At 59.5% G+C, this 26,775-nt stretch carries 16 protein-coding genes; 11 read left to right on the top strand and 5 right to left on the bottom strand.

Annotated features, from left to right (window positions below):
* The first annotated feature begins 33 nt into the window (after positions 1–33).
* The 4 genes from BPSY_RS01105 (at position 34) to BPSY_RS01090 (ending at position 7,923) form a co-directional block, all read left to right on the top strand.
* Positions 34–2,160, top strand: coding sequence for a beta-glucosidase family protein (locus BPSY_RS01105; protein ID WP_033495922.1), 2,127 nt, complete (start codon positions 34–36; stop codon positions 2,158–2,160).
* 174 nt (positions 2,161–2,334) lie between these two features.
* Positions 2,335–4,362, top strand: coding sequence for an alpha-xylosidase (gene yicI, locus BPSY_RS01100; protein ID WP_033495924.1), 2,028 nt, complete (start codon positions 2,335–2,337; stop codon positions 4,360–4,362).
* 41 nt (positions 4,363–4,403) lie between these two features.
* Positions 4,404–5,966: a glycoside hydrolase family 43 protein gene (locus BPSY_RS01095; protein ID WP_081884045.1), complete on the top strand. Its 1,563-nt coding sequence runs from the start codon at positions 4,404–4,406 to the stop codon at positions 5,964–5,966.
* Positions 5,947–7,923, top strand: a complete 1,977-nt coding sequence (locus tag BPSY_RS01090; protein ID WP_238556761.1) for a beta-galactosidase — start codon at positions 5,947–5,949, stop codon at positions 7,921–7,923. Before BPSY_RS01095 ends, BPSY_RS01090 begins: the two co-directional genes overlap by 20 nt.
* 99 nt (positions 7,924–8,022) lie before the next feature.
* Here the strand turns inward: BPSY_RS01090 and BPSY_RS01085 are convergent, their stop codons facing one another.
* Together BPSY_RS01085 and BPSY_RS01080 are read right to left on the bottom strand one after the other, a co-directional pair.
* The gene (locus BPSY_RS01085) at positions 8,023–8,847 is read right to left on the bottom strand and encodes an alpha/beta hydrolase (RefSeq protein ID WP_033495926.1); all 825 of its coding nucleotides are present in this window, start codon (positions 8,845–8,847) and stop codon (positions 8,023–8,025) included.
* 81 nt (positions 8,848–8,928) lie between these two features.
* Positions 8,929–11,424, bottom strand: a complete 2,496-nt coding sequence (locus tag BPSY_RS01080) for a glycoside hydrolase family 94 protein (RefSeq protein WP_033495928.1) — start codon at positions 11,422–11,424, stop codon at positions 8,929–8,931.
* A 268-nt stretch (positions 11,425–11,692) separates the two neighbouring features.
* On the opposite strand from BPSY_RS01080, the gene BPSY_RS01075 reads away from it, so the two are divergent.
* Entirely contained in the window at positions 11,693–12,514 is an 822-nt protein-coding gene (locus BPSY_RS01075; protein ID WP_033495930.1) for a TetR/AcrR family transcriptional regulator, read from the top strand.
* Between the two features lie 159 nt (positions 12,515–12,673).
* On the opposite strand, the gene BPSY_RS01070 is transcribed toward BPSY_RS01075, so the two are convergent.
* Positions 12,674–14,245, bottom strand: coding sequence for a dolichyl-phosphate-mannose--protein mannosyltransferase (locus tag BPSY_RS01070; protein WP_238556760.1), 1,572 nt, complete (start codon positions 14,243–14,245; stop codon positions 12,674–12,676).
* A gap of 116 nt (positions 14,246–14,361) precedes the next feature.
* On the opposite strand from BPSY_RS01070, the gene rsmI reads away from it, so the two are divergent.
* A complete protein-coding gene (gene rsmI / locus BPSY_RS01065; protein ID WP_238556759.1) occupies positions 14,362–15,441 on the top strand; it encodes a 16S rRNA (cytidine(1402)-2'-O)-methyltransferase in 1,080 nt (359 codons plus the stop codon).
* A 44-nt stretch (positions 15,442–15,485) separates the two neighbouring features.
* On the opposite strand, the gene BPSY_RS10845 is transcribed toward rsmI, so the two are convergent.
* Positions 15,486–15,788, bottom strand: a complete 303-nt coding sequence (locus BPSY_RS10845; protein WP_081884042.1) for a variant leucine-rich repeat-containing protein — start codon at positions 15,786–15,788, stop codon at positions 15,486–15,488.
* 87 nt (positions 15,789–15,875) lie between these two features.
* Complete coding sequence (locus tag BPSY_RS01055; RefSeq protein ID WP_052118884.1) at positions 15,876–16,496, bottom strand: hypothetical protein; 621 nt, start codon at positions 16,494–16,496, stop codon at positions 15,876–15,878.
* A 228-nt stretch (positions 16,497–16,724) separates the two neighbouring features.
* Between BPSY_RS01055 and metG the strand changes: the two genes are divergently transcribed.
* From metG to BPSY_RS01030, 5 genes are all read left to right on the top strand, one after another.
* Complete coding sequence (gene metG / locus BPSY_RS01050) at positions 16,725–18,596, top strand: methionine--tRNA ligase (RefSeq protein ID WP_033495933.1); 1,872 nt, start codon at positions 16,725–16,727, stop codon at positions 18,594–18,596.
* Between the two features lie 580 nt (positions 18,597–19,176).
* A complete protein-coding gene (locus BPSY_RS01045) occupies positions 19,177–21,021 on the top strand; it encodes an ABC transporter ATP-binding protein (protein ID WP_033495935.1) in 1,845 nt (614 codons plus the stop codon).
* 10 nt (positions 21,022–21,031) lie between these two features.
* Positions 21,032–22,936, top strand: a complete 1,905-nt coding sequence (locus tag BPSY_RS01040; protein WP_081884057.1) for an ABC transporter ATP-binding protein — start codon at positions 21,032–21,034, stop codon at positions 22,934–22,936.
* Between the two features lie 47 nt (positions 22,937–22,983).
* Positions 22,984–23,940, top strand: coding sequence for a TatD family hydrolase (locus tag BPSY_RS01035; RefSeq protein WP_033495937.1), 957 nt, complete (start codon positions 22,984–22,986; stop codon positions 23,938–23,940).
* Positions 23,941–24,217: 277 nt separating this feature from the next.
* Complete coding sequence (locus tag BPSY_RS01030) at positions 24,218–26,743, top strand: KUP/HAK/KT family potassium transporter (protein ID WP_081884041.1); 2,526 nt, start codon at positions 24,218–24,220, stop codon at positions 26,741–26,743.
* Positions 26,744–26,775: the final 32 nt, after the last annotated feature.

Here is a 26,775-nt window from a genome sequence, read left to right as displayed (position 1 = left end):
GACACCATCACAGCAAGAGCAAAGGAATATCGAATGACCGTCATCACCGAAGCCAACGCAGCAGTGGCGCAGGAGTTGCTGGCACAGCTGACTCTGGACGAGAAGATCGGCATGATTCACGGTGCCGGACTCTTCCGTACCGAAGGCGTTCCACGTCTCGGCATACCGGCGTTGAAGATGAGCGACGGGCCGATGGGCGTTCGGCGCGAATTCGACAATGACTCCTGGGATGCGATCTACGGATCGCGCGATTACGTGACCTATCTGCCCTGTGGCAGCGCCGTGGCCTCCACCTGGAACACGGAACTGGCCCATGACGCCGGACGGGTGCTGGGGGCCGAGGCGCGGGGGCGTGGGAAGGACGTGATCCTGGGGCCGAGCGTGAACATCAAACGCAGTCCGCTATGCGGCCGTAACTTCGAATACATGAGTGAGGATCCCTGCCTGACGACGGGCCAATGCGTGCCATTCATCGAGGGTGTCCAGGAATCAGACGTCGCCGCCTGCGTGAAGCACTTTGTCGCCAACAACCAGGAGACGGACCGTCTGCATGTGGATGAGATCATCGCGGATCGGGCCCTGCGCGAGCTCTACCTGCCGGCCTTCGAGGCATCGGTGAAGCAGGCGCATGTGCTGTCCGTCATGGGGGCCTACAACCTGGTGAATGGTGAACGCTGCTGTGAAAGCCCGACATTCCTGGGACGGGTGCTGCGTCAGGAATGGGATTTCGACGGGGTCGTCATCTCGGACTGGGGTGGGGTCTTCCGAAGCAAGGAGAGCGCGCAAAGCGGATTGGATGTCGAGATGTCGGTCACCGCCGACTTCGACGATTACAAATTCGCCCAGCCGCTCAAGGCGGCGATACAGCGGGGCGAGGTCGATGAACACGATGTGGACCGTAAGGTGCTGCACATCCTCTGTATGATGGACGCCCTGCATATGCTCGACCATGCGGGCACCCCGGAGCGTGAATCCGGATGCTATGCCAATGCCGAACATCGTGATGCCGCACTCGCCGTCGCACAGGAATCGGTGGTCCTGCTCAAGAACGAGGAGCATGCCTTGCCGCTGCGCAGGCAGGAGCTCACACGTCTGCTCGTCGTGGGCGCCAATGCCGATCGTGTGCATTCCAATGGCGGCGGCAGCGCGGAGATCAAGGCGCTCTATGAGGTCACGCCCCTGCTGGGACTTTGCGGCCAGCTTGGCGGCAATGTCGAAGTGCGCTATGTGCCGGGATACGAAGCCCTGCAGGCGCACGGGCAGACCGCCGATTGGCAGTCCGAAAGCCTGACGGATGGCACGCAGCGTGCGACGCAGGGCGATGCCTCGCGCAGTGAGGCCCTGCGTGATGAAGCAGTCCGTTTGGCAGGCGAGTACGAACATGTGATTTTCGTCGGTGGGCTGGATCACGACCATGACCTCGAAGGCATGGATCGTGCCGACATGCGTCTGCCCTACGGTCAGGACGAGCTCATCGAAGCCCTGCTCGCGGCCAATCCCGGCACCGTCATCTCCCTGGTGGCCGGTTCGCCGGTGGAGATGCCGTGGGCCGACCGGGCCAAGGCGATTGTATGGAGCTGGTATGGCGGCACCGAGGCTGGTACGGCTCTCGCACAGGTGCTCCTGGGTGATGTGAATCCCAGCGGGCATCTTCCTGAAAGCTTCCCCATGCGCCTTGAGGACAGCCCTGCACATAGCATCGGCAGTTTCGGGCTCAAAGGAAGCGTCGAGTATGCGGAGGACATCTACGTGGGATACCGCTACTACGACAGCAAAGAGGTGCCGGTGCGCTTCTGCTTCGGGCATGGCCTGTCATATACGAGCTTCGAATATGACGGTCTGGATGTGCACGAAGTCGGTGATGCCATCAGGCTGCGGTGCCAGGTTACGAACACGGGGAATGTCCGTGGCAAGGCCGTCGCGCAGGTGTACCTTGGGCTTGAGGGGACAGGTGAGGACCGTCCGGCAAAGGAGCTGAAGGGATACCGCAAAGTGGAACTCGAAGCGGGGGAGCATCGTGAGCTGATCATCGAGATCCCCGTCGACCAGGCATTACGGTACTACTCGTCCAGTCAGGGACGCTATGCGATAGCGCCGCGGGCGAAGGTATACGTGGGTCAGTCCGTTGAGGACATACGGCTCACCGGTGCCCTCGACTGACCCGGCGAGGGCACCCCGGAGCCCGCATACGCACGGTTCATGCAGTCATAAACACAGCAGCCATGAATACACAGTCATAAACATAACAGTCATCAACACGCGAATCTGATAACAAGGAATCCCACTGCACAGGGATTGCACTGCACACGAGAAGGTATCAAAGGAGACACAGTCATGAAATTCCTCAACGGCGGATGGATGGTCAAAGACGGTTTTGACGTCAGGTACGCAGCCAATGTGTATGAGGCGGATGTATCGGACGGCTCACTGACGCTCTACAGTCCTTTCGGTTCACCGATCCACCATCCCGGACAGACCTTGGATGGCGGGCTGCTGACCATCGAGGTGAGCAGCCCGCGCCCGGACGTGATCACCACCCGTTTGATCAATCATCGTGGTGGCCCGGATCGTCGGCCCGCCTTCATCCTTGACGAGTGCGACGCCCAGGTGGACATCAGCGAGGATGATGAGGCCTGGGTCTTCACCTCGGGCAGATTGTCCTTGTACATCGCCAAAGGCGAAGCGATGGATTTCAGTTACCGATATGACGGCAAGGAGATCGCCCATAGCGGGCCGCGCGCCAAAGGACTGGTGGACGATCCGGACGGGCTGCTGCACGTCTGCGAGCAACTCGATCTGGGCGTGGGCGAGAAAATCTACGGACTGGGCGAACGCTTCACCAATTTCGTGAAAAACGGCCAGAGCGTTGACATCTGGAACGAGGATGGCGGCACAGGAACCGAGCAGGCCTACAAAAACATCCCCTTCTACCTGAGCAACAAGCGCTATGGCCTGTTCGTGGACACCCCTGGACGGGTCGAATTCGAGATCGGCTCGGAAAAAGTCTCCCGCGTGCAGTTCTCCGTTCCCGGAGAGGAACTGAAATATTCGGTGATCGGCGGCGCCGATCTCAAAGCCATACTGAACACATACACCGATCTCACCGGGAAGCCGCCTCTGGTGCCCGATTGGAGCTATGGGCTCTGGCTTTCCACATCCTTCACCACCGACTACGACGAAGCAACCGTCATGAGTTTCGTGGATGGCATGGCTGAGAGGAATATCCCTCTGTCGGTGTTCCATTTCGACTGCCGTTGGATGAAAGAGCTTGAGTGGTGCAACTTCACGTGGGATGAACGCAAGTTCCCCGATCCTGAAGGGATGCTCGCCAAGCTGCATGAGCGCGGTCTCAAGGTCTGCGTCTGGATCAACCCCTACATCGGCCAGAAGTCACCACTATTCGCCGAAGGCGCGAGCAAGGGGTATTTCATCACCAACACCGATGGAAGCGTCTGGCAGTGGGACAAGTGGCAGGCCGGGATGGCCATCGTCGATTTCACCAATCCGGAGGCGGTCTCGTGGTACCAAGGCAAGCTCAGGCATCTGATGGACCAGGGGGTCGATTGCTTCAAAACCGACTTCGGCGAGAGAATTCCGACCGAAGGCGTGCGATACCACGATAATTCGGATCCCGAGTTGATGCATAACTATTACACCCAGCTGTATAACCAGGCTGTATACGACCTGGTGGCAGAGGTCAGGGGCAAGGACGAGGCGATTGTCTTCGCGCGTTCCGCAACGGCCGGTGGTCAGCAGTTCCCGGTCCATTGGGGAGGGGACTGTTCATCCAATTACGCCTCGATGGCCGAATCACTGAGGGCGGGTCTCTCATTCGGCATGTCAGGCTTCGGGTATTGGAGCCATGATATCGCCGGATTCGAGGACAAGGCTTCGCCGGACCTCTACAAACGCTGGACCCAATTCGGCCTGCTCTCATCCCACTCGCGTTATCACGGTTCGACCGAATACAAGGTGCCCTGGCTCTATGGCGACGAGGCGGTGGAGGTCACCCGCGAATTCACCGAGCTGAAGCTGCGTCTCATCCCGTATCTGCGCACGGTGGCACAGGAGGCGCATACGACCGGGGTCCCGATGATGCGGGCCATGGTGTTGGAGTTCCCCGATGATCCCTCCTGCGAGGACATCGACACGCAGTACATGCTTGGCGGCGATCTGTTGGTAGCGCCGGTTTTCAGCCCTGATGGCGTCGCACGCTTCTATGTGCCGCAGTCCGAGGACGGTGGATTGTGGAGGAATGCGCTGACCGGCAAGACATACGAAGCGGGATGGCACACCGAAGCTTTCGATTACCACACACTGCCCGTGTTGGTCCGTCCAGGAACCCGGCCGATCGAAGGCTAGTGCCGGCGTAGGACGCGATAAGCAAAGCGAGAGGATCACCGATGACTTTGTTCAACTGCAAGCCGGCACATCGCATAGTGTCCGGTTTCCACCCTGACCCGAGCATCTGCCGTACCCCTGAGGGACGGTATCTGATGGTCAACAGTTCCTTCGAATTCTTTCCGGGGCTACCGGTATTCGAAAGCGAGGATGGCGAGCACTGGACGAAGATCGGCGATGCGCTCGCCAGATCCAGCCAGTTCGTGTACGAGAGGATCGGCAACAGCCAGGGCATGTATGCGCCGACCATCAGGGTGCATGACGGTGTCTACTATCTCATCGTCACCAATGTGAACGCGGGGAATCTGATGCTGACCGCCTCCGACCCACATGCCGGTTGGTCCGACCCGGTATGGATCGACGGGTGGCCCGGGATAGACCCCAGTCTCTTCGTTGATGATGACGGCACGGCATACATCTGCGGCAATGAGGGTGCGCAGACGCAGGAGGATGGTGAAGCTGAGCCCGCCGGCATCTATATGTCGCGTATCGATCTGTCGACAGGCAGGGTTCTGGATGCGCGTCGACGCATCTGCGCGGGCATCACCGGTTCCAATCCCGAAGGTCCGCATATGTACAAACGCGCAGGCATGTATTACCTGATGTGGGCCGAAGGAGGGACGGAATCCGGTCATATGGAGAACATGGCCCGCGCTCGTGACCCTGAAGGGCCATATGAGATGTATCCGGGAAATCCCCTGATCACGAACCGCAGCACCCATCTGACCTTGCAGGCGATAGGGCACTGCGACTGTGCGGATTTCGAGGATGACCGGAGTTTGATGGTCTTTCATGGGACCAGGAACAACAACGAATACCCCGCACAGGGGTGGATCGGCCGTGAGCCATATGCCGTCCGTTTCACCTGGAAGGGTGGATGGCCCGATCTGAGCGACCAATCCTATGAGACGCAGCTGGAAGGGAAGGGTGATGCGCTGGAGCGCGCCGTTGCCTGGATCACTCCGGGAATCGATGTCGCCGGACGGCATAGGGTGCATCACCATGCCGACTCGACCTCGGTCGTCATAGCCGCGGGCCGTGCGACCTTCGACCCCGCTTATGGGGCACCGCTTATCGGTACCAGACAGACCGATATGATGTGCGACTTTTCGGCGGTACTGCTTGACCCAAGCCGGATCCTGGCCGGAGAGGCGGGAATCGTCATCTATGCGAATGCCGGGCACTACATGACCTTGTCCGTGCAGGCTCCGAGAGATGGCATGTCCCTCATCGAGTGCCGTGTGCACAACGTCGGCTTGGATAGCATCGTCGCCTCGGCACGTCTTTCCGACAGGTATCCGGTACGCGTTGGTGTGCGCGGTGACGATACAGGGTATTCCTTCCGCGCGAGCAGCGAACCCGGGAGCGGCATCGATCTGGGGCATGCTCCCGGCAAGGTGCTCAGCTTCACGAATGCCGGTGGTTTCACGGGGACGCTCCTCGGCTTCTACGCGCATGGGGAGGGGCTCACGGTGTTCGACGATGTGGAATACACGCTGGCGGAAGGTGTCACGGGCGCTGCGACGTCACATGAGGAAGGAAGGCATGATGAAGGCGATGTTTGACCGTTTTCTCTTCGGAGGGGATTGGAATCCCGAGCAGTGGGACGAATCGACATGGGAGCGCGACATCGTCATGCTGGAACACGCCCATATCAACGAAGCCACGATCAACGTGTTCTCATGGACCCAATTACAGCCTGAGAGCGGTCGATACGATTTCGCGACTTTGGACCGCATCATCGCGCTGCTTCAGGCACATCACTTCGGCATCGTACTGGCCACATCCACGGCCGCCGTGCCCGCATGGATGTCCCGGGAGTTCCCCGAGGTGATGCGAGCCGGTGCGGATGGCGTCAGACGGGTGTTCGGAGGCCGACATAACTTCTGTCCCAACTCCTCCGTCTTCCGCAAGTTCTCGCATGCCCTGGCGGGTGAGCTCTCACGACGGTATGCGGGTATGCCGGGACTGCTGGTGTGGCATATCGGCAACGAATACGGCGGCGGTGGAGGTATGTGTTACTGCGATCGCTGTGCCGAGGCCTTCAGGGAATGGCTCCGGGACAAGTACGGCAGCGTCGCTGCACTCAACGAAGCCTGGTGCGCGAACTTCTGGAGCCATACCGTCACGGACTGGAGGGACGTCGTTCCGCCCAGCGAATATGCGGACGGCATCGGTACCGAGAAGGCGGTCATATCCGGACTGCTGATGGATTACAGACGTTTCCAGAACGACTCACAGCTCGCATGCTTCATCAACGAGCGTGAGGCCATTCGGGAGTTCGATGCCACCACCCCGGTAACCACGAATCTTATGGGTGCTTTCAAGGACCTCGACTATTTCCAGTGGGGACGTGAGATGGATGTGGTCAGCTGGGACAACTATCCGGGTATGGATACCGAACCCAGCTATACCGCCATGTGCCATGACCTGATGCGCGGTGTGGGTGGTGGGAAGCCTTTTATGCTGATGGAGCAGACACCCAACCAGCAGAATTGGTTCCCCTACTGCAAGGTCAAACGGCCCGGTGAAGTGAGGGCGTTGAGCTGGCAGGCCGTCGCCCACGGCGCCGATACCGTCCAGTTCTTCCAACTCAAGCAGTCCCTCGGCGGATGCGAGCGATTCCATGGTGCGGTCATAGGGCATGACGGTAGCGAGGAGACCCGTGTATTCAGGCAGAGCGCCGCACTCGGTGAGGAGCTGAAGGATCTCGGAAGGGATGTGATGGGTGCGCAGACCAGATCGGCGGTTGCGGTCATATTCGATTGGGAAAGTTACTGGTCGCTTGAATCGTGTGTGGGACCGACCACGGGTTTCTCATACCCTCAGGAGGTGCACCGTTTCTACCGTGCGCTGCACAAGCTGAATATACCGGTCGACATCATCGCCAGCACCACACCACTGGAGGAGATGCGACGCTATGCGGTGGTGGTGGCGCCCGCACTGATTATGATCAAGCCCGGTGTGGCGCGGACATTGGAGGCCTTCGTCGACGAGGGCGGCCACCTGGTGACCGGCTATATGAGTGGTCTCCATGATGAGCATGATCTGGTGATTCCTGGCGGTTACCCGGGTCCGCTGCGCGAGCTGTGTGGCGTGTGGGTCGAGGAAATCGACGGTCTCGCCCCGGAGGAGTCGATTCCGGTGGTCTTCAACGGGGATGGGACGACGACGCAGGGAACAATCGTCGCCAGCATCATGCATCTGGAAGGTGCCGAGGCCGTGGCCGATTACGGTGGCGAGGATTTCTACGCCGGCACCCCTGCCGTGAGCGCCAATGCCTATGGCGATGGACGGGCCTACTATGTCGGCACGCCTCTGGATGAGCGGGGTATGGATATGCTGATCAAATCCGTGATCCGGCATGCCGGTGTCGAATCGATTGAGACGCCGGATGGGGTGGAGCTGTGCAGGCGGTACGGCGATGACGGACGTGTCTTCACCTTCACGATCAATCTGACCGGTGCGGTGCGGGGCGATATGCAAGCCTATGAGGTGAGGGTCACGTCGGACTCGGCCTGAAGGAGGCCGCGCGCCTTCCTCCTGATATAAGAGGTGGATTCCCGTATCGCCCGGCATCCCGGAAAGGATGATGCCGGGCGATACGCGAATCCGGAGGTCTCAGGACTTCTGGAACAGGCGGGACAGCCAATCCAAAGCCAGCTTGGGCCAGATCTGTATGCATGGGAAGATGTTGCCGGAGCCGCCCCATGCCGTTTCGGCTGTGCCCAGCGCCAGACCGTGGCCGCCTTCGGGGAAGAGGTGGGCCTCGACGCTCACCCCGGCATCCTTGCAGGCCTGAATGAGCATCAGCGAATTCTCGACGGGTACGGTGTCGTCGGTCATGGTGTGCCATACGAAAACAGGCGGGGTGCCGCCGTCGATATGCCTTTCGATCGAGAGATCATCCAGCAGGCCCTGATCGTCCCGATGATCTCCCAGCAGGTTATCGAAGCTGCCCTTGTGGGCCAGGGGACCCGATGTGATCACCGGGTAGGCCAGCATCAGGGCGTTCGGCCTGGTCAGCTCCGGGTCATAACCATGTTGGGACAAGGTCCCGTCCCCTGCACTGGTGGACAGGTTGGCGGCAAGATGACCGCCGGCCGAAAAGCCGAGAACCGCTATCGCAGCAGGGTTCACATGCCATTCATCGCTATGTTCGCGAATGAGCCGCATCGACTCCGCCGCCTGCAGCAGAGCCACGGGATAGGTGCTGGGCGCAACGGAATAGCGCAGCACGAATGCGTTGTATCCGGCACCGACGAAGGTCAGCGCGATGGGTTCCGCCTCCCTGTCGGAGGTCATCGCATAACCGCCTCCGGGGATGATGAGCACGGCGGGACGGTGCCGCTCCATGTCCACCTCGGGGCTGTTGTCTATGCAGTAACCGACTAAGCGGCCCTCGCTGCCGTCCGTGCCAGCGATGTCTGTTTCGAAATATCTCATGCCTGTACCTTTCCTAGCATGCCGTGTTGTTGTGGAGTATAGCCGCTTCGCATCAGGCCTTCATCGGATGCGAAGACATCCTCAGAAGGTGGAGAGCACATTCACCGTGGTGACGCCTTCATCGGGCAGTGGGACGGTGCTGCCGTCGACGCTCTGTCCGTCCACGCTCAGCGTGCGTTCGCCGCTTCTGCGCAAAGCGATGTGATAGGTCACGCCGCGGTACACCCGCGTGACCGACAGGTCGTCGAATCCGCCCGGGAGATGCGGCTCGACGGATAAGCCGTCCAGCGTCGGGCGGATACCGAGCAGGTATTGGGAGACATTGACGAAGGTCCACGCGGCGGTTCCGGTGAGCCAGGAGTTCTTCCCCTCTCCGGGATTCGCCGCCTCGGGGCCCGCAACCATCTGGGAATAGACATAGGGTTCCACTTTCCTGATGTCCGAATGCTCCTCCACGTAGGCCGGGCAGTTTCGACGGTAGATGGCGAAGGCCTCCTCGTCATCGCCGATAAGCGCATTGGCGATGGATATCCACGGATTGTTGTGGCAGAAGATGCCGCCATTCTCCTTGTATCCCGCAGGATATGTCGAGATCTCGCCGAGCTCGATGCGGTAGGTGGAATAAGCCGGGGCCAGAATCGCCGTCCCCCATTCGCTGGTGAGCCTGCTCGTGACGCTCTGCAGCGCGCGGGCCGCCTTGCCGTCCTGTACGCCGATGCCCGCCATGACGCACATCCCCTGTGGCTCGATGTAGATGCTGCCTTCCGGGTCCGCATGACTGCCGACCGGATGCGAGTAGGCGTCATAGGCCCGCAGGAACCACTGACCATCCCATCCGGCGGTTTCCACCGTCTCGCTCATCACCCGCACCGCCGTACGTACGGAGGCGGTCTCCTTCGTGATCTGCTCCGTGGACATCGAGCATGCGGATCCGTAGCGCTCGATGATGTCGGCATACTGGCCTCCATAGAGCACGAACATGCCTGCTATGAACACGGATTCGGCCACGTCGGTGTTGATGTTCTCCACGGTCTGGAAGCTTTCCCCCGGGTCCTTCGAGAAGCAGTTCAGATTCAGGCAATCATTCCAGTCCGCGCGGCCGATGAGCGGCAGCTTGTGCGGGCCTGTATGCGTGAGCGTGAAGGCGACCGATCTGCGCAGATGTTCCAGCAGCGGGGATTGCGTCCCTTCGGCATTGTTGAAGGGGACCTCTTCGGTGAGTATGGAGACGTCGCCCGTCTCCGCGAGATAGGCGTGGACGGCGGCGATGAGCCAGAGGGGGTCGTCGTTGAAGCCGCCGCCGATTTCGGCATTGCCCTGTTTGGTCAGCGGTTGGTACTGGTGCCACGCCGATCCGTCGTCCAGCTGTGTGGACGCGATGTCGATGATGCGTTCCCTGGCCCGCTCCGGGATCAGGTGGACGAAGCCGAGGATGTCCTGGTTCGAGTCCCGGAAACCCATGCCCCGGCCGGTTCCCGACTCGTAGTAGGAAGCAGATCTGGACATGTTGAAGGTGACCATGCACTGATACTGGTGCCATATGTTGACCATGCGGTCGAGTTTGGCATCCGTGCTGCTGACCTTGTATGTGCCCAGCAGCGTCGTCCAGTGTTCGCGGAGCTGCCGGAACGCCGCATCGACCTTTTCGACGGTGTTGAAACGGGCGAAGAGTTCGTGTGCCGGTCGCTTGTTGATGATTCCTGCCGAGGCGGGCCCGTCCCACTTCTCATCGGGATCCACCTCCACATATCCGAGTGTGAACACCAGGCTGCTGCGTTCGCCGGGCATCAGCCGGATGCGCACGCGGTTGGCGGCGATGGGGTACCAGCCATGCGCCACGGAATCATGCGCCCGTCCTTCCGTGATGGCCTGTGGGGTGTCCCAGCCGTTGAATATGCCGAGGAAAGAGTCCCGATCGGTGTCGAAACCGCTTGTGGCTGCGTTCACGCCGAAGAAGGCGTAGTGATCGCGACGCTCCTTGAATTCGGTTTTGTGATAGAGCAGTGTGCTGTCGTCGTTTCGCTCGATTTCGACCTCTCCGGTCGAGAGGTTGCGTTGGAAATTGGTGGAATCGTCCACAGCATTCCAGAGGCACCACTCAACCGATCCGGTGATGTCGAGAACGATCGGGAAATCGTTGGTATTCGTCACATCCAGGCGGTTGATTTCGGCATTCGCCTTCAGTGGGACGAAAGCGGTCAGTGAGCTGGCGACACCATGAAGGCTGCTTTCGAAAACCGAATATCCAAGACCGTGCCGGCATCGGTAGCTGTCCAAGGGGGTTTTGGCAGGCAGGAATGCAGGAGACCAGGTCTCGATGGGTGAAGCAGCCTCAGCGTCGCCGTCCATCAGGCTGATGTAATAGTTGCGCGCGCCGCTGTCCGCCGGCACATCGTTGTACCTGTACCTGGTGATGCGCCGTAATTTGGCGTCCTTGTAGAAGGAGTAGCCGCCCGCGGTGTTGGAGATGAGCGAGAAGAAATTCTCACTGCCGAGATAGTTGATCCAGGGCAACGGTGTGGCTGGGGTGTCGATTATATATTCGCGTGCCTCATCATCGAAGTGACCATACTGCATTGTGTGTTTCCTTTCCGAGCTGCATCGTTGCGGCTGGCGGCCTGAGCTGACGGGTTGAGGCCAGACTGCTTTGTTATTGACCACCTTATAGATAAGATAGCACTTATTTATAGACTTATAAATAAGATGTCATGGCTCGGTTACAATAGGAGTGAACAATCAGTGATACGCCTAGGCATCACAGGAGATGCCATCATCGTCGCGGCAGTCGCCGATCGTTCGAGCGCATGGCGTTGAGACGCGGGCGCCTTCAGGACAAGGAGCAGATATGGCGGTTAGAGGGTGGAGCAGATTCCGGGAGCAACAGCATCTTGAACACATTGACGCGGCGTCGGTTGATTCGACCTTCTCCAGCAATCCGCAGGCCAGGGAGGTATTCGGCACCAGCAGCTTCACACGCCGAAAACGTATGAGCCCTGCCGATCGACGGCGTCAGATCACCGTGGCCGCGGCTAAAATCATCGCGGCGAAAGGCTTCTGGGGCATGTCGCTTCAGGATATAGCGGACGAGATCGGGATCACCGAATCGGCCCTGTACCACTACATCAGCACCAAGAACGATCTGCTCGGCATGGTCATCGAGGAACTCTACGATTCATCGGCGGCCGACGAATACATCTACGGCAATGCGAGGGGGGAGGACCGGGACGGGCATGAGTTCTTCTATTTCCCGCGCTTCTGTCTGGACAACGTCCTGTTCAACATCAAGAGGCCCGAGATGGTGAAGCTCTTCTCGATACTCAACGCCGAAGCCCTGAATCCCGAGCATCCCGCCCATCTCTACTTCATCAACCGCCAGCAGAAATTCTGGCGGCAGATCTCCGCGATGAACTGGGTGCTGCCCGAGCCCTACCGCACCGACATCAACCGTTTCCGTCACCTCTGGAGTCTCTCGATGAGTGCGATGGACGGCCTGCAGTTGCGATGGCTGGCCGATTCGTCGGCGAATCTCGTCGAGGAGTGGTTCGCCTATTCGGAGGAGTTGTTCCCCGAGAATGTCTGGGAGGGGTTTTCGGACCCCAGCGAATACGGTTCCAAGGATGCGGCGTGCCTGCTCCCCAAAGGACTGCAAAGCTCCAAACGACCGTAAAGGCATCGCGTAGCGGTCACGGAATATTTATATCCAGCTGTTTATATCCAGCTGGGGAACCACATATGCCGAGCCGTTCAGTGTACAGTCCGGTGGACTGTACACAGGCGAGGTGAGAGCCTTGCGGGCTCGAGGGCTCATGTGTGGTTCCCCAGCTGCTTATATCCAGCTGGGGAACCACATATGAGCAAGCCAGAATTCGTAGGGCACCGGTATCGCGGTCCAGATCGGATAGAAGAACAACGAGACCAGGGCGATCAGGCCCAGAGCGGCGCCGACCGAGCTGCGATAGACGGTGGCTTTCACATTCTGCCGCAGCCAATCGGCCATGTAGCAGATCGCCAGCACGATCCAGGGCAGAATGACGATTGAGTAGAAGGTGAAGGTGGTGCGGTGTATGTACTGCGCCCATGGGAGCCAGCCGCCGATGAAACCTATCAGCACGGCCCACATCCGCCAGTCCCCTTTACGCAGGAGCACCGCCACGACGATGCCCACCAGCACGCATGCGGATCCGAGCCACCAGATGAGCGGATTGCCCAGTGACGTGACCGCGCTGATGCATTTGGAGTTCTGTGCTATCGCGCATAATCCGGGATGGTCGTTCAGCTCTTCCCAATAGAAGCTGGTCGGACGTGTCTGCAGGGGCCAGGTGAGTGGATTCGCCATATAGCTGTGCGGTGTTTCCAGCGTGGTGTGGAAGTCCCACATCTGCCGGTGGTATTCCACGAAGGAACGCAAGGTCTGGGGGAGCCATGTTATGCCTTCACCGGGGTTCTCAGCCGCCCAATTGTGCATATACGAGTCGGAGTGCATGAACCAGTTGGTCCAGGAAGCCAGATATGTTCCGGCCCAGATCGGTACCATCACCAGCGCGGTAGGAAGGCCGTCCTTCCAGATGCCGCTGAGCAGCCACATGCGATACCCGGCCTTATGTCTCTCCCATGCATCCAGCAGCACGGAGAACAAGGCGAAGGCCGCGAAGAAGTAGATGCCGGACCATTTGGTTCCGGTGGCCAGTCCGAGCAGGACCGCCGCGACGACCCGCCACCATGAGAAGAACACCGCTGGCCCGGGGGAATCGAGCATGAAGCGGGTGTGGCCTTTGTGCTTCCCCCATCTCGGGGTGACGGGTATGAAGCGCGCGGAGCGTTTTTGAGAGTCCGCCAGATAGGCGGCCTGCAGTCTCGATGCCGTGCGGTCACGGTGCGCCAGCAGACAGGCGAATGCGCACAGCACGAAGATCATGATGAAGTTGTCGAGCAGCGAGGTTCGGCTCATCGTGATGCCCAGGCCATCAACGGAGAGCAGGAATCCCGCCATCAGTGCTATCGGCAGGTTGTGGAACAGGCGGAGCGCCACACGGCAGAGCACCAGTATGGCCAGGGTGCCCACCAGGGCCGTTGAGAAACGCCAGGCGAATGCGCTGTCCGCGCCGCCGAAGAGTTTGAGCCCGATGGCGATCATCCATTTGCCTATCGGCGGATGAACCACGTACTCGGCTGTGGCGAGCCACTGATTCGTGTCGCCCTGAGCGAACAAGGTGTCGATCGGTATGTTCGCCGGCCCGATTTCCTTGGGCCAGTTTCGTGCCTCGCCGGTCATCAGCATGGTCCAGGCGTCTTTGACGTAGTATGTTTCGTCAAATACGATGGCATGCGGGGAACCAAGGCGGATGAAGCGCAAAGCGCCCCCGAAGGCCGCCATGAGCAGTGGCAGCAGCCAGCCCATCAGTCGTGGTCCGAGCCATCTCGGATGCAGTAGCAGCCGCCGGTCGCGTGCCGGGGTGTTTTTAGAATTAGTATTTGCAAAGCCCATCAATACTAAGATTAGGGGATACTGGAGCTATGCATACCGAGTCCGCCCAATCCACACAACAATTTGGAGAAAACGACACCCGACTTGACCGTGTCGATGATGTCGAATCCCTCCCCCCGCAGCACAGACAGGAACACGGAAGCCAGGATCATCAGGCCTCCCCGAATACTGATTCGGATGAGGGTTCGCTTGCCGCCGATCATGCTGCCGTTGCTGGCCGCAATCCGGTTCCCAAAGGGACCGTCGTGCTCGCCGCCACCCCGATCGGCAATGTGCTCGATGCATCGGCCCGACTGGTGGCGTTGCTGAAGGACGCCGATATCGTCGCCGCAGAAGACACGCGCAGACTGTATGATCTGGCGAATCGCCTGGGCGTGCATGTCAACGGCAAGGTCATCGCCTATCACGACCATAACGAGCAGGAGAAATCCAAGCGGCTGTTGGATCAGGTCGAAGAGGGCGCCTGCGTGCTGGTCGTCTCCGATGCGGGCATGCCGACGATTAATGATCCCGGTCTGGCGATTGTTCGCAGAGCCATCGAGCGTGGTATCCCGGTGACTTGCGCCCCAGGTCCCAGCGCGGTGCTCGATGCGCTCGCGCTTTCCGGGCTCCCCACCGATCGTTTCTGCTATGAGGGTTTTCTCCCGCGCAAGCATGCCGAACGCATGCAATATCTGCGAAGCATGCAATCTGAGCAGCGGACGATGGTCTTCTATGAAACCTTGCACCGCATCGACGATTCGATGAAGGATCTGTTGGAGACCTTCGGTCCCAACCGCCCTATGGCCTTGTGCCGCGAGTTGACGAAGGATTATGAGGAGATTCGCAGGGCGTCCATCGCCGAGGTGCTGCATTCGGTTCAGGAGAACCCGCCTCGCGGTGAGATGGTGCTGGTCGTCGCCGGCGCTTCCGATGATGAAGCCCTGGCTGCGGCACCGGCCGCCTTGCCGATCGAGGATCTTGCGGTTCTGGCGATTGACCGGGCTCTGGAAAACGGTTTGCGCATCAAGGAGGCGATCGGCCAGGTCATCGCCGAGCATCCGCTGCCGGATGGTTCCTTGCCCAGCAGGAAAGAGGTCTATTCGGCTGTGCTGACGCTGAAGCACTGAGCCGCGATCGCCAAGGCCCGACGCCGTTGTGTGCGTCGGGCCGTTCAGTCATCGCCATGTTCGATGGATTCCAACAGAATATCCAAAGCGTGCGCAACGCCGGGTCCTCCTGACTGGGCGATGTATTCCAGCAGTTCGGCGTCGGAGGCGGGATTGGCCACAAGCCACCGGCGGAGTTCGGGGTATGACCGGGCGAATTCCCACAATGTGCTCTGCGGCGTGCGGGGGTCGCATGCGTGGATCGGGGTGGGTTGCGGCGGTGGCGCCGGTGGGGCCGAGGGCGGTGCCTCCCGGCCTCGGCCCTGCCGCTGTTGCGTGCTGCCGTCCTCGTCGGCGGATGCTTTCATCCGGTCGAGCCGTGTGTTGCGCCGTCGGTTGTGGCGCCCATGCCGGTGAGGGTGCTCTCCTTGCGGGAATGGTCTCATCATGTACCGCTAAGAGTCGAAGTCATGTTTCATCGCGTTGAACAAGGCCACCCCTCTGGCGTGCCCGGGCCACCGTGGATTGCTTGCAAGCAGATGCAGGCAGGCGGAGGGTGTGAGCTGGTGCTGGTGGAGCACCGCGCTGATGATCCGGAGCAGTTCGGGGCCGCCGTGCCCATCGTCGCAGGCCAGATCGCATGCCGTCCGCTGCGGGGATGTGACCCATAGCCGCCCCATGCGCATCAGATGGTCCGGTGGGATGTTCCGGTTGTGCACCCTGATGAGATGCCCGTGGACAGGTGCCCGATAGTGTGACTGTGAAACGATGTCAATGGTTTCGGGGAATGGGCCGCCGGTCCAGATCCAAGCGGCCAGCAGTGTGCACGCCGCCGATCCGGTGGGCACCAGTGCCGATGCCACGGTGGCCCGCCCATACAGCGAGCCCGCATCATCGCTGAGGAACGCGCTTCCCTCATCAAGAGGGATCACGATACCCAGTTCATGCAGCCATCTCATGCTCAATGGCCCTGGAAGATCGTTTGCCAGTATCAGAGTCCGTCGTGTCCGTGATTGAAGCTGGGCGGGCCTTGCATCCGTGCGCTCCAATATGCCCTGTCGTGATGATGTTTCCATGAACGGACGGTATGCCATTACGGTGCCTACCGTGCTACGGGCGGCTCGATAATGTGGAAATGTGGACAATATGGGTGATTTTCGGGTCTTTCTGTGCATAACGGCAGCTTGCAACCGTGCGTATGTGCATAAGAGCAGGGGTGATATCAGGGTCCGCCGCCTCACAGGACGCAGTCACCGCTCCCAGAGCTGCTGAGCTGTCCTCGCCGCCGCCAATAATCGGAGATTATGAGTCATATCCTTGTTGCCGTCGCATGGCCTTATGCCAACGGACCACGTCATATCGGGCATGTTGCAGGTTTTGGTGTTCCTTCGGATGTCTACGCACGCTATGAGCGCATGAAGGGCAACGATGTCCTGATGGTGTCTGGCACCGATGAGCACGGCACACCCATTCTCGTGCAGGCCGAAGCCGAGGGCGTGAGCGCGCAGGAACTCGCGGATCGGTACAACAAGGTCATCGCCAAGGATCTGTGCGATCTGGGATTGAGCTACGACCTCTTCACCCGCACGACCACCGGCAACCACGAGCGCGTGGTGCAGGAAATGTTCAGGCAGTGCCTTGCCAATGGCTACATATACAAAGACAAGCAGCAGGTCGCCATTTCGCCTTCCACGGGGAGGACGCTGCCCGACCGCTACATCGAGGGCACCTGCCCGATCTGCGGCGCCGCGGGTGCTCGCGGCGACCAGTGCGACAACTGCGGCAATGAGCTCGATCCCGATGAGCTCATCAATCCCGTTTCCAAGATCAACGGCGAGACCCCCATTTTCGAGGAGACCGAGCATTTCTTCCTGGACCTGCCCGCACTCGCCGAAGCCAACCTCACCTGGCTCAAGGGCACCGAGGGATGGCGCACGAACGTCATCAACTTCTCGATCGGACTGTTCAAGGAAGTCAAGCCCCGCGCCATCACCAGAGACATCGATTGGGGCATTCCGGTCCCCGTGGACGGGTGGATCGATAACCCGAACAAGAAACTCTATGTATGGTTCGACGCCGTCATAGGCTATTTGTCGGCATCCATCGAGTGGGCACGGCGTCAGGGCGATCCCGATGCCTGGCGCCAATGGTGGAACGACCCCCAGGCCCCGGGCTACTACTTCATGGGCAAGGACAACATCACATTCCATTCCCAGATCTGGCCCTCGGAACTGTTGGGATACAACGGCGAAGGATCCAAAGGCGGGGAGCCGGGTGAATTCGGGAAGCTCAACCTGCCGAAGGAAGTGGTGGCCAGCGAGTTCCTGTCGATGGAAGGCAAGAAATTCAGCTCGTCACGCGGCATCGTCATCTATGTGAAGGACATCCTGGCCCGCTACCAGGTGGATGCCGTGCGTTATTACATCTCGATCGCAGGCCCCGAGACGTCCGACGCCGATTTCACATGGGCTGAATTCGTCCGTCACAACAATGAGGAACTGGCCGCAAGCTGGGGCAATCTGGTCAACCGTGTCGCCAATCTGCTGCACAAGGAGTTCGGCCGCATCCCCGAGGTGGATCCCGGTGATCTGCACGATGAGGACCGCACCCTGCTCGCACATATGAATGAGGCATTCGACACCGTCGGGAACCTGATCGAGCAGCATAAGCAGAAAGCCGCTTTGAACGAGGCCATGTCCTCGGTCGCCGCGATCAATCGCTACATCTCCGCGATGGAACCGTGGAAGATCAAGGATGATGACACACGTCTGGCCGTGGTGCTGCATACGGCCGCCCAGGCCGTCTCCGATGCCAACACCCTGCTTGCACCGTTCCTGCCACATTCGGCGCAGCGTGTGCACGAGACGATGGGTGGTACCGGCGTCTTCTCCCCGCTGCCCCATATCGAAGAGGTGGAGGATCTGGACAGGCCAGGATTCCGTTACCCGGTCATCACCGGGGAATACCGCCTTGGAGAGAATGTGCATCCGTGGAAGCGCGAAGCGATCAGGGATGGCGTTCCCATTGCGAAGCCGACCCCGATTTTCGCCAAAATCCCCAAGGAGGCCGTACAGGAGGAACTCGACCGTTTCCAGAGCGAACTCGATGCACGACGAGCGAAGGAGTCGGAGAGACTCGCTGCGGAGCAGGCGAAGTTGAAGCAGGGTGAGGACTGAGATCGGATCTGGCGCTGAAGCGGGAAGGATACCTGAATCGCCGATGCACACGATGCGATTACAAGATTCACAGAGTTCTTTGAGCTTACCGCATCACATTTCCAAGAAAGCGTTGCTTATATAAGAGATGTCAGCAGATAGCACGTTGGCGAGGTTCCACCCAGAACCCCATAATTGAACCCTTCTTCTCTCTTCTCTCAAGCCCGGCGGTTCCCTCCGCCGGGCTTATCCTTTTGTGGCGTGGCGTCCTGCACGCATCGATTGTTCCCACACATGCATCAGCGGAAGCCTTCGGATCGCACACCCATATGTCATGCCTGATTCGCGTGGAGCGAATATTGCATATCCGCCATACTCGATGAATCTTCCCAAGCCCTTGTGCGGTAACGAAGAGACGTCGTGACACGCCGAAGAACCGCCGGTTGAAAAGCGCTAGGTCTCGCATAGAATATTGCGAGCTTACGTATTCGACGGGGAATTTTGGGAACGGACATCACCATTCGAACTTCGTTATACGAGCGGGGAATCCCGGAGAGAACCGGGTAGGAGAGAGCAACAAGGAACGCGGGGGTTGTCCCTGATGTACGTCGATCCGAACAACAATCAACAAGCCAGCAACATGCGCTGGATACTGCCATACTGCAAACCAGATCTGCCGAGGATAATCGCCGTTTCCGTGCTATTCGTCATCGACAAGGTCCTGGTGATGATCATGCCGCTGTTGGCGGGGATGATCGTCGATCAAGTCATCACACAAGGTCATCATGACCGTCTGCCGCAATTCTGCTTCGCCATGATCGCGGTCACCCTGGTGAGGACCGTCGTTCGATACGGCTACCAGATGTTCATGGAGCGATTCGGACAGAACACCATCTATCGTCTGGTATCAGACGAATACGAGAAGCTCCACAGCCTGGACTTCACCTACTTCAACCACACCCGTATCGGCGACATCATGAGCCGCATGACCTCCGATACCGATGCCATACGCCATTTCCTGTCATGGGTAACCTACAACGTCGCGGACTGCGTGATCCTCTTCGTGGGCTCCCTGTGCGTCATGGTCACCATAGACTGGCGTCTGGCGCTCGCGCTGGCCTGCGTGACGCCTTTCCTCTTCTTCTTCACACGTGCGCTCGCCAGCCACGCGCACCCGCTGTTCTTCGACATCCGCAACTCCCTCGCCCGTCTGAACTCCATGGTCGAGGAGAACATCGAAGGCAACCGCGTCGTCAAGGCCTTCGTGCGTGAGCCCTTTGAAACGAAGAAATTCGACGAGCACAACGACGACTACATGCAGCGCAACATGAAGCTGGCCTACAACAGCCGTCGTTACATGCCCTGGCTCGATGGCTCATCCTTCATGCTGCAGCTGATCATCCTGGTCTTCGGTGGCTGGCTGGTGATCGAAGGCATGATGACCCTGGGTGACCTGGTGGCTTTTGACAGCTTCCTGTGGATGATCGATGGGCCGGTGCGCCAATCGGGATGGCTGATCAACGACATCCAACGATTCAACGCATCCTGCATCAAGATCAGGCGTCTGCTGACCTCGCATTCAAGAATCGTCGAGCGGCCGGATGCCGAGTCGTCGGTCGAACACGCCAATGCCTTGCTGGCGAAGATCAGCAACACCGAATCGAAGGCGCCCGAACGCATCGGTGGCGAAATACGTTTCGACCATGTCAGCTTCGCCTTCCCGGACGATCCCGAGACCCCGATCCTGAAGAATCTCGACTTCTTCGTGCCCGCGGGTTCCAAACTCGGCATCCTGGGCGAAACGGGATCAGGCAAATCCACCCTGGTGAGCATGATCTCACGTTTCTACGATCCGACGGTCGGCCATGTCTTGATTGACGGGATCGATGCCCGTGACTGGCCGCTTTCCACCTTGCGCTCCCAGGTCAGCATCGTCGCGCAGGACACCTTCCTGTTCTCAGACACCATCGGCGGCAATATAGCCTTCGGCGCCACCGCCAACGATGAGGATTTCGTCAGTCGTGTGGCTGCGATAGCAGGGGCCGATGGTTTCATCCGGAGCATGCCGGAGGGCTACAACACCGTCGTGGGAGAGCGCGGTGTGGGTCTTTCCGGAGGGCAGAAGCAACGTCTGAGTCTGGCTCGGGCTCTTGCGGACGATCCATCCATCCTGGTGATGGACGACACCACATCGGCCGTCGATATGGAGACCGAAGCGGAGATCCAGAGACATCTGAGCGAGTTGGAGACCAAGAAGACGATCATCACCATCGCCCACCGCATCTCCTCGGTGAAGGATGCGGATCTCATCCTGGTGCTGGAGCATGGTGCAATCGTCGAGCAGGGGACGCATCAGGATCTCGTTGAGGCCCACGGGCGCTATTGGGAGATATATCGCAAGCAGCTTGGCTTGCAGTCCGGTCAATCCGCCGGTTTCGAGGAGTAGGGGCATGCACATGGCAAGACGTAACGGTGCACAGAGAAAGAATGCACGGCGCAGCGCGGACGAGGCGGCGAAGGAAAGCGTGCGCAGCAACGGACAGCGACGCAACACCTTCCGTGAGGACGAGGAGCTCGAAGAGCAGATCAACCTCAGGGACATCATGCGTGTGGGGGTGTATCTCAAACCATACATCGGCGAGGTCGTGAGGATTCTCACGGTGGTCATCCTGATGAGCGGCATCCTGGTGGCGGTGCCGTACCTCATCAAAATCATCATCGATTCAGTGATCCCGAACAAGGACGTATCCCAACTGCTGCTGTTGGGTGGCGTCTTCCTCGTGGCGATCGTGATCTACGAACTCTGCCTGCGCTACCGCACGGTTTCGATCACGCGCGTCGGCCAGCTGATGCTCAAGGACATGCGACGTGATCTGTTCTCGCACATCCAGACGCTTCCCTTCTCGTATTTCGATTCGCGTCCTCACGGCAAGATCCTGATCCGCGTGGTCAACTACGTGAACACCCTGTCGGACACCCTGAGCTCCGGGCTGATCAACGTGATCTCCGACGTGTTCACCTTCATCATCACCCTGGTGGTCATGTCGGTCATCGACTGGAAGCTCACGCTCTGGTCGCTGATACTCTTCCCTGTGCTCATCATCTGGGTGCGGGTGCTGCAGTTCTTCCAACGCAAGGCGTATCAGAAGCTCTCCAACAAGCAGAGCAACCTCAACGCCTACATCCATGAGTCGATTGCAGGTGTGAAGACCACACAGACCTTCGCCCGTGAGCGCACGCAGTACGAGACCTTCCAGGAGCAGCAGGGCGAGGTCCGTAAATCGTGGATGACGGCTGTCCACATCCAGTTCCTCATGTGGCCGGGTGTGCAGAACATCTCCACGATGACGATCGCCTTCATCTACTACGTGGGCGTCATGGGATTCGGCGGCGTCAATGTGAGCACCGGTGTTCTGATCGCCTTCATCGGGTATGCCAATAACTTCTGGAACCCGGTCATCAACATCGGCAACTTCTACAACCAGCTCATCACCTGCTCGGCCTACCTGGAACGCATCTTCGAGACGCTTGACGTCGTGCCGGAGATCCAGGACAAACCGGGCGCCGCCACACTCCCTCAGATCCGTGGCAAGGTCGATTTCAACGATGTGGTGTTCCGGTACGAGGAAGGTGGGCGCAACATCCTGAATCTCGTGGACTTCCATGTGGAGCCGGGACGCACCATCGCATTGGTCGGCCCGACCGGGGCGGGCAAGACCACGATCATCAACCTGCTCTCACGCTTCTATGACGTCTCCGAGGGTTCGGTGACGATCGACGGCTACGATGTCCGCGATGTCACCCTGGAGTCCTTGCGTCGCCAGATGGGCGTCATGCTGCAGGACACCTTCATCTTCTCGGGCAACATCAGGGACAATATCCGATACGGCAACCTTGATGCGAGTGACGAGGAGATCGAATCCGCGGCCAAGGCCGTGCATGCGCATGAGTTCATCATGGAGATGCCCAATGGGTATGACACGGTGGTGGAGGAGAGGGGAGCCACGCTGTCGGCAGGACAGCGCCAGCTCATCGCCTTCGCCAGGGTGCTGCTGGCCGATCCACGGATCCTCATCCTCGATGAGGCTACGAGCAACATCGACACCAGAACCGAGGAGGCCCTCCAGGCGGGGCTGGACCATCTGCTCAAGGGAAGAACATCCTTCATCATCGCGCACAGGCTTTCGACGATCGAGAACGCCGATGAGATCTTCTACATCGACCATGGGCAGATCATGGAGCACGGATCGCATGATGAGTTGTTGGCGCTCAAGCAGGCCTACTTCAGGTTGTACGAGTCGCAATACGCGATGATCCGTGTGGCCAATGGCGGTGAGGCCTTGCAGGCCGAGCAGGCATGAGGGGGGGTTGGTGTTCGGGGCCGCTGCTGGTGTACTGTGCAGGAGCTATGAGCAAGCATCATCGCAAACGCAGTTGGGCACCGGCACCTGAAGCACTGCCGGAAGGCGTCGAAGTGGTGGATGACCATACGCATCTCGCATCGGTCATCCCCTTCGTGGCCGCCATGTCCGAAGAGGCGCAGGCCAAGGGGCAGGAGGCGGTTCCCGTCTACTCGGTGGACCAGATGCTTGATGCCTCCGCCCATGTGGGTGTCGGTGCGATCATCGATGTCGGGTGCGAACTGCCCCATCTGCAGACAGCCGTCGACATGTCCACCACCCATCCGGGCAGGGTGTGGGCGGCGCTGGCCATTCATCCGAATGAGGCGGTGCTGCACGGCCATCGTGGTGTCCCGGGCCCGGATGGTCTGCCGGTGCGCTATCAGGACTGGCATGAGACGGCTTTTGATGATGCATTGGCCGAAGTGCATCGGCTGGCCGTGGCGAATACCGACCAGGTTGTCGCCATCGGTGAGACCGGTATGGATCTCTTCCGCACAGGGGCCGCTGCCACGGAGATCCAGCGTCAGGCCTTTCGCGAGCATATAGCGCTCGCGAAGGAGCTCGACCTGCCGATGCAGATCCACGATCGTGATGCGCACCAACAGGTCATTGAAACGCTGCTGAAGGACGGTGCTCCTCGCAAGACCGTGTTCCATTCGTATTCGGGCGACGCCGAGATGGCGGAGATCGCGAAGGAACAGGGCTGGTACCTCAGTTTTTCCGGTACCGTTTCCTATAAAGGCAATGACGGCATACGCCAGTCCTTGGCGATCGTAGGTCTGGACCATGCGATGGTCGAGACGGATGCCCCGTACCTGACGCCGATGCCCTATCGGGGTCGAAGCAACGCACCCTACATGATTCCGTACACTTTGGCTGCGATGGCCGCCGCGGTTGACAAGCCGATCGAGGCCGTCGCCCGTGCGACCCGGGAGACCACCCATCAGGTATACGGCATCTGAGTACCTTGCCACGCTGCGCCGACAGCTCCGCTTGTTCATCCACACCTCACGGTACCCGCTTTCCCACGCCTCCTACGGGTATGCTCAGGCCGGTGTTTCCGGGGTGCATCGAGCGGGTGTGTCAGCCGACGGGCAAATACCAGGAAGCCAATGGGCACAGGGCTTGAGCACTACTGTGAAGTTTTCGGGTAGATAGTGGGCACCACAGGTGCTAACGTAATGCGGACGTGTGAAAAAACGCGTAGGCAGCGCGCTTGACCTGCCATTGGAGGGGTGTATGTCTGAGAAGCAGCATGAGTCACAGTCCGTTGACGGTGGCATCGGTGACGAGAAGGAGACCGGCGACGAGTCGGACCATAACTTATCGCGGCACCATATCGACGCCGGTACGGGGGATGACACCGGCGCGCAGCCTTCGGATGATGGCAGCGGTGTCGACAGTGCCAATGGCGACAAGACGGATGATGGCGGAAAAGCGGATGCCCAGAAAACCGTGAAGACCGGGGCCTCGGATGCTTCCGATGAACGCCAGAACAAGCAGCCCAAAGCGGTGATCGAGGATTCGATCCTGCCGCCCGAGAGCATCACCAAAGCGCCCAAGGTCTCGCATCAGGCCCGTACCCGCGAGGAGCGGATCGCGCTGAAGGCGGAGCGCAAGGCGGCGATGAAACTCGCCGCGCAGCGCAAGAAGGCATCAAGCCGTGGCCCCTTGGGCCGCCTGTGGATCAGGATCCAAAGTTCACCGGACAAGGTGAGTCTCGGGATGGCCATCGTCGCCCTCGGCGTGGTGTATGGCGATATCGGAACATCCCCGCTCTATATGTCGCAGACCTTCCTCAGCGGACAGGGCGGCATCGGGAACGCCGACCGTCCGGCCGTGCTCGGCATGCTTTCGCTGGTGTTCTGGTCGATCACCCTGATCACCACAATCAAATACGTATTCATCGCCCTGCGCATCGACAACAAGGGCGAAGGCGGCATCTTCGCGCTGTACAGCCTGGTCAGGCGTCATGCGAAGTGGCTGGTCATACCGGCCATGCTTGGTGGCGCGGCCTTCCTGGCCGATTCGGTGCTCACCCCGGCGGTGTCGATCTCATCAGCCGTCGAGGGTCTGAAGACCCTTCCCCTGCTGGAACCCGTTTTCAACGATAACGAGAACCTGACCCTGATGATCACCGTCGTGGTGATTCTCATCCTGTTCTCGGTGCAGTCGAGGGGGACCGAGCGCATCGGCAAGGTCTTCGGAACCGTGGTCATGATCTGGTTCGCCTTCCTCGCGGTCGTCGGGGTCGCCAATCTCGGCAACGATTGGACCGTCTTCGAGGCTCTGAACCCGATGTACGGTCTGCGGTTCCTCTTCAGTTCGGGGAACGTCGCGGGTCTGGCCATCATGGGGACGGTCTTCCTGTCCACAACCGGTGCCGAGGCACTGTATTCGGACATGGGTCATGTGGGACGTGGCAATATCTACATCACCTGGCCGTTCATCAAGATCGCGCTGGTGCTCAACTACTTCGGCCAGGGCGCCTGGATGCTCAACAATCAGAACAACCCTGATCTTAAGAACGTCCAGAATCTCAATCCTTTCTTCCAGATGATGAACCCGAATGTACGTTACGTGGCCGTCGCGCTTTCGGTGACGGCAGGCGTGATCGCCTCGCAGGCCCTGATCACCGGGGCGTTCACGATGGTCTCGGAGGCCACGGGCCTCAACTGGATGCCGCATCTGCAGGTGCGTTACCCCGCGAGGACCCGCGGCCAGCTGTATATCCCGGTCGTCAACATGGTGCTCTGCGCCGCGACGCTGATCGTGCTGGGCATCTTCCGGGATTCCGAACATATCGCGGCTGCGTATGGTCTGGCCCTGACCATCACGATGATCACCACAACCGTGCTGCTCGCCGTCTATATATGGTTCAAGGGCAGGAAGTTCTGGGCGGTGGTGTTCACGGTGGTGTTCCTCGCCATACAGATGCTCTTCTTCATGGCTTCGATGGCCAAGTTCCTGCATGGCGGCTGGTTCACGATGCTGCTGACCTTGGCGATCCTCTTCATCATGTACACATGGAACGAAGGCACGAAGGTAGAACGCTCCCAACGAAGGCATATGGCCCCGAAGGAGTGCCTGCCCGCGCTCGACATGCTGCACAACGACTTCCGGGTGCCGTATTACGCGGATAATCTGGTGTATCTCACCTCCGATACCGAGATGTGCCGCCTGGACACCGACATCTTCTTCTCGATCTTCGCCGATCACCCCAAGAGGGCCCGTGCCTGGTGGGCGGTTTCGGTGCAGACGACCGACGATCCCTTCACCCGTGACTACTCGGTCGAGAATTTCGGGACGAACTATCTCTTCCGCGTCAGGATGAGGCTCGGATTCAAAGTCGATCAGAATGTGGCGACCTATCTGCACCAGATCATGCATGAGCTGATCGACAGCGGTGAAATGCCCCAACAGACCTCGGTATATCCCAAGGTCGATGAGGATCCGCAGATCGGTACGATCAAGTACATCCTGATCCATAAGGCCCTGATGCCCGAGTCGAAGATCACCACCGGCAGGGCGCTTGCCTTGCAGGTCAAATATGCGATCAGGCATGTCGCCGGATCGCCGGTCAAATGGTTCGGACTGGCGCCCTACAACCCAATCGTCGAGGTGCAGCCGCTCTTCGTCACGACGCGCAGAGTGCCGCGTCTGCAGCGGGTGACCCTTCGCAGGACGAAACGTCAGCAGGCCATGTTGCAGGAGGCCAAGAAGGACAAGAAGGATTCGAAGGAAGCCAAAGACAACAAGGAATAGATTCGCTCGCGATCAGCATGATCTGAGATGAG

Source organism: Bifidobacterium psychraerophilum (genome assembly GCF_000741705.1).
GTDB classification, from domain to species: domain Bacteria; phylum Actinomycetota; class Actinomycetes; order Actinomycetales; family Bifidobacteriaceae; genus Bombiscardovia; species Bombiscardovia psychraerophila.
This window is presented reverse-complemented; position numbering and strand designations above follow the sequence as displayed.

Coding starts and splice junctions, on each gene's coding strand:
- BPSY_RS01030 (WP_081884041.1), top strand. CDS start 24,218: ATGTCTGAGAAGCAGCATGAGTCACAGTCCGTTGACGGTGGCATCGGT.
- BPSY_RS01040 (WP_081884057.1), top strand. CDS start 21,032: ATGGCAAGACGTAACGGTGCACAGAGAAAGAATGCACGGCGCAGCGCG.
- metG (WP_033495933.1), top strand. CDS start 16,725: ATGAGTCATATCCTTGTTGCCGTCGCATGGCCTTATGCCAACGGACCA.
- BPSY_RS01095 (WP_081884045.1), top strand. CDS start 4,404: ATGACTTTGTTCAACTGCAAGCCGGCACATCGCATAGTGTCCGGTTTC.
- BPSY_RS01080 (WP_033495928.1), bottom strand. CDS start 11,424: ATGCAGTATGGTCACTTCGATGATGAGGCACGCGAATATATAATCGAC.
- BPSY_RS01085 (WP_033495926.1), bottom strand. CDS start 8,847: ATGAGATATTTCGAAACAGACATCGCTGGCACGGACGGCAGCGAGGGC.
- BPSY_RS10845 (WP_081884042.1), bottom strand. CDS start 15,788: ATGAAAGCATCCGCCGACGAGGACGGCAGCACGCAACAGCGGCAGGGC.
- yicI (WP_033495924.1), top strand. CDS start 2,335: ATGAAATTCCTCAACGGCGGATGGATGGTCAAAGACGGTTTTGACGTC.
- BPSY_RS01045 (WP_033495935.1), top strand. CDS start 19,177: ATGTACGTCGATCCGAACAACAATCAACAAGCCAGCAACATGCGCTGG.
- rsmI (WP_238556759.1), top strand. CDS start 14,362: ATGCATACCGAGTCCGCCCAATCCACACAACAATTTGGAGAAAACGAC.
- BPSY_RS01055 (WP_052118884.1), bottom strand. CDS start 16,496: ATGGAAACATCATCACGACAGGGCATATTGGAGCGCACGGATGCAAGG.
- BPSY_RS01075 (WP_033495930.1), top strand. CDS start 11,693: ATGGCGGTTAGAGGGTGGAGCAGATTCCGGGAGCAACAGCATCTTGAA.
- BPSY_RS01035 (WP_033495937.1), top strand. CDS start 22,984: ATGAGCAAGCATCATCGCAAACGCAGTTGGGCACCGGCACCTGAAGCA.
- BPSY_RS01105 (WP_033495922.1), top strand. CDS start 34: ATGACCGTCATCACCGAAGCCAACGCAGCAGTGGCGCAGGAGTTGCTG.
- BPSY_RS01090 (WP_238556761.1), top strand. CDS start 5,947: ATGATGAAGGCGATGTTTGACCGTTTTCTCTTCGGAGGGGATTGGAAT.
- BPSY_RS01070 (WP_238556760.1), bottom strand. CDS start 14,245: ATGGGCTGGCTGCTGCCACTGCTCATGGCGGCCTTCGGGGGCGCTTTG.